This is a genomic window from Paracidovorax wautersii (genome assembly GCF_900113035.1).
Taxonomy (GTDB): Bacteria; Pseudomonadota; Gammaproteobacteria; order Burkholderiales; family Burkholderiaceae_C; genus Paracidovorax; species Paracidovorax wautersii.
Genome location: NZ_FONX01000047.1, coordinates 1 through 3,316 on the forward strand (window position 1 = coordinate 1; position 3,316 = coordinate 3,316).

Consider the following 3,316-nt stretch of genomic DNA (forward strand, 5'->3'; position numbering starts at 1 on the left):
CCCACCGAAGAGCAGACGCAGGCGTACGCGGAGCGGACGAAGGCATTCCTCGGGTTGACCGGATTCGACAGCATGGTCGCCCGGCTACCGCATGGCGGCGTGAGCAGCCATACCTTCCATCCGGACTGCCTGGTGGTTCCCACGCTCGGAGCATGCTTCACAGTGGTCGAGTTGGAAGACTTGACTATTGGCATCGCTGTTCCCAAAGAACACAAGGCCTGGATCAATGTGTTCCCCTTCGACTTCGTGGCGGTGAGCAGCAAGGAGGTCTTCTTTGTTTCCAAGAGCTTCACCTGGCTGAACTCAGAAATGCCCGCCACCGGCATCTCGCTTGGCGCCATGTGCGAGAGCGAACTGCTCGCCAAGCTCTGCAACCAGAAGGTTGTGCAGTTCTACGCAGCAGCCAATGTGGCTGACATTCAAGAGGTGACGCTGATTCGCCCCGGTGCGCCCGTACCGGTATTCCATACTCTTGACAGCACACCGCTTTTCAAAACGCGCTCCACCTATGAAGCCCGGGAGCGTGCCGAGAACGTTACAGAGAGCGACCACATTCGCTCGCACTTCATGGGGTGAGGCACATGAGCGATCTAACCTTCAGCGTTCTTCGGTCCATGGGCATGGCAACCCCATACCCAGAGGCGTCTCCGGAGCAGTCGCCTCATCTGAGCGCCTTCGGCTTCCCAATGCCAATGAAGCGGCTGCACAAGGCCTTAACGGCGGCGCTCAATCGCGTGCCTCTGATCGACCAGAACAACACCCCCCTGCGCGAACCCCTGCTGGACCTGATCAAGCGCGGCGTCACAGATGACGAGCTTTTCGAAGAGATCACGTCCAGGCTTGGCGAAGCTACAGCTCGTGAAGACATCATGCAGAAGCGCATCACACAGATGACGCCGGTAGATTTCATCTCGAATCAGGCCTACGCCACGCCCACCGAAAGCGCCGTGAAGGCCATGAAACGCCAGGTGCTTGAACCGCAGCACAAGCGCTTCGCCGAGATGCCCGTCAAGGAAGGTCGTGCAACGAACGAGTGGAGCATGATCGACCTCGACACTGATGGGCCAAGCTTCTGATAGCAAGGATGTGCCAGCGCCACGTGCCCGCAAAAAAGCCGGCAATGGGAGCATTGCCGGCTTGGGCGCGACGCGCTGGATCAGCTTCAGCTGCCTTCTGGGCGGTTCACCATCCCATCAAGGACCTTGATCTGGCGCTCGGTCTCGCCAATTCGGCACATGCCGTAGACAAGACTGTAGATCGAGCCGCCCTCGCTGGACTGCGCCTCGGCTGTACACAAGGCCTCCGTGTAGACATCGGAGGCCTTGAAGAGCTTGGTGAGCGCGTTGCGCGCTGCCTTGTCCGCGGCCTTCAGCGCTTTCTTTCGATTAGCAGCCAGCTGTTTCTCAGCCTCATCCAGTTTCCTGGCCGCGCAGACCTTCATGCCGATCATGGAATCCTGCTGCTGCGAGCAGTCCACATCGTCGAGATCTTCGGGGGCGGTCACCCCCTTGGCATTTGCGCTCCCGATGCACGCCACAGCGATCATGCTGGCCGCGACCAGCGCCTTAATTTGCAGTTGCATTGCGATACCCCTTTGCTATTGATACTGCGCAATCCTCTTCCGAGGACCCATCGCTTTCTAGCATAGGTTCTTTGTATGAGCCTTACATTCTCGATTCATATGACAGCTCCGATGACGCATCAAGAGATCCGACAGTTCTTCGTTCTTCAAAACAAATCTCACGGCTCAACTGGACGCGAAGATCGGATGTACGGCGGCGCACCTCATGCGAGATACCTCAACTCCTTCGGCTTCTGGTCAGCAAGCGGATCAAAGCTGATGCCGCTGCTCGCCTGGGAGGAGAGCGCCGCGGCCGAGGCTGCTTGCACCATTGCGAGAAGCATTCGGAAATGCGACGTCATCGTCAGCACGGTCGGCGGCACGCACCAGGTGCCAGGCGACCAGCTGATCCTCTACTCCGCGAGCCACCACGCCCAGGTCCTGGCTGGACAGCTTCCGCGCGAACGGGTCAGCAGCACGAAGACCGCCTCGGATTGGCACCGAACCAAGGTCTTCACCGGGGCAGTGCTCGAACTGGCCGATGCGCCGGATGCAGCCTGCAAGCAGGCGGCGACCACAAAATGGAACAAAATCATCCACGCCACCTTCGCCGGGGGCAGTGTCGTATCGGCTTCCCAGTTCTTGTCGGGTAAGCGGGCCGCCGCGATCGTCGAGCTGCTGCGTAATGGCACGCTCGTTGAAGACGATGAACTGCCCATCGCCGACATCGAGCGGGCCATCACGATCGCCAAGGCCGACTCATGGAATGCACCGACTGCCTAAGCCTGAACTGATCAGAGTCCCAGTGCTGTGACGACCAGATTTCAGCTCAGGCGAAACGATCCACGTAGTTGACCCGTTTTTCGCCGATGTGGAGGCTCGTGAGGGTGCGATACAAGGTCCCCATCCATTGCGCGTCCCGCGCCGCAGCAGGCCCTGTGTAGCCATTGTCCTGGCACAAAGTCGGAAAGCGTGCGCGCATGGTTGGCTGTGAGTGCTGGAATTCCACCGGGTCCTGCCCTTCTTCGAGCTTGACCTTGTCTTTCCACATTCGGTGCTCTCCTCAAATCAGGAATTTTCGCACCGAGTTTCCTGAACGGACGATGCAACGAAAAAACCCAAAGCCACCGCAGCAGTCGCTGAAGTGGCTTTGGGTTTTGTCTTCCCAGATCCCGCACGACGCACCATGCGGGCGCTTTCATGTATCGGCTCGCCCCCCTCCAGGCAGCAAGTCAGCGATCCCCTTCGGCAGGTTCGCCGCCGTCCAGATCACCCTCCCCTTGTTCAGGGTGGCCACGAGTTTCGGCCCCTCCTCGATCGCCCCGGAATTGTCCAGGACCACTGCAGCCTCGACGAAGCCGAGCGCTGCCTGCAGGTTCTTCATGCACTGCACATACCGCCGAGCCAGCTTGGCTTCGGGCACGGCGTGACCACCATTGGCCACGCGCCTGCGCACGCGTGCGATCGACAGGGCGGCGCTGGGAATCCAGACCGCAAGCAGAACAACGCGAAACCCCTTCTCCGCGGCGCGTTGGAGGTAGCCCAACTTGGAACCGACCTCATCTGAGAAGACCGTCTCGGTCGCAAATGTCGTTGGGTTGTTCAGAAAGTGCTCGCGCGTCACTTCGGCGATCTGCTGGGCCAGCACATCCGGCGACGGTGCCGCCCCCACCACCTTCCCGATCAGGTCCGCATTCACGAACGGGATCGGAGCGCCCCCCTCCTGCAGGAGTAGGAACGCGGTACTTTTTCCGG

6 protein-coding genes are annotated in these 3,316 nt (G+C 60.0%); 3 read left to right on the plus strand and 3 right to left on the minus strand.

Annotation, left to right across the window (positions count from 1 at the left end):
- Both BM070_RS24970 and BM070_RS23840 read left to right on the plus strand, forming a co-directional pair.
- On the plus strand, positions 1-576 hold a 576-nt coding region (locus tag BM070_RS24970; protein WP_175518607.1), incomplete at its 5' end, for a hypothetical protein.
- A 5-nt stretch (positions 577-581) separates the two neighbouring features.
- Positions 582-1,076 (plus strand): hypothetical protein, encoded by a 495-nt coding sequence (locus BM070_RS23840; protein ID WP_092942860.1) that lies wholly within the window; start codon positions 582-584, stop codon positions 1,074-1,076.
- Between the two features lie 86 nt (positions 1,077-1,162).
- On the opposite strand, the gene BM070_RS23845 is transcribed toward BM070_RS23840, so the two are convergent.
- The gene (locus BM070_RS23845) at positions 1,163-1,582 is read right to left on the minus strand and encodes a lysozyme inhibitor LprI family protein (protein ID WP_092942863.1); all 420 of its coding nucleotides are present in this window, start codon (positions 1,580-1,582) and stop codon (positions 1,163-1,165) included.
- Between the two features lie 111 nt (positions 1,583-1,693).
- Between BM070_RS23845 and BM070_RS23850 the strand changes: the two genes are divergently transcribed.
- Positions 1,694-2,344 (plus strand): hypothetical protein, encoded by a 651-nt coding sequence (locus tag BM070_RS23850; protein ID WP_139222999.1) that lies wholly within the window; start codon positions 1,694-1,696, stop codon positions 2,342-2,344.
- A 46-nt stretch (positions 2,345-2,390) separates the two neighbouring features.
- Here BM070_RS23850 and BM070_RS23855 read toward each other — a convergent pair whose 3' ends face one another.
- Together BM070_RS23855 and BM070_RS23860 are read right to left on the minus strand one after the other, a co-directional pair.
- Positions 2,391-2,612: a hypothetical protein gene (locus BM070_RS23855; RefSeq protein WP_092942869.1), complete on the minus strand. Its 222-nt coding sequence runs from the start codon at positions 2,610-2,612 to the stop codon at positions 2,391-2,393.
- A 147-nt stretch (positions 2,613-2,759) separates the two neighbouring features.
- The coding region (locus BM070_RS23860) for an ATPase (protein WP_092942872.1) at positions 2,760-3,316 on the minus strand (557 nt) is incomplete at its 5' end.

Bases quoted from the DNA above. Each gene is read 5' to 3' on its own strand.
- BM070_RS23855 (WP_092942869.1), bottom strand. From the start codon at position 2,612: ATGTGGAAAGACAAGGTCAAGCTCGAAGAAGGGCAGGACCCGGTGGAA.
- BM070_RS23840 (WP_092942860.1), top strand. From the start codon at position 582: ATGAGCGATCTAACCTTCAGCGTTCTTCGGTCCATGGGCATGGCAACC.
- BM070_RS23845 (WP_092942863.1), bottom strand. From the start codon at position 1,582: ATGCAACTGCAAATTAAGGCGCTGGTCGCGGCCAGCATGATCGCTGTG.
- BM070_RS23850 (WP_139222999.1), top strand. From the start codon at position 1,694: ATGACGCATCAAGAGATCCGACAGTTCTTCGTTCTTCAAAACAAATCT.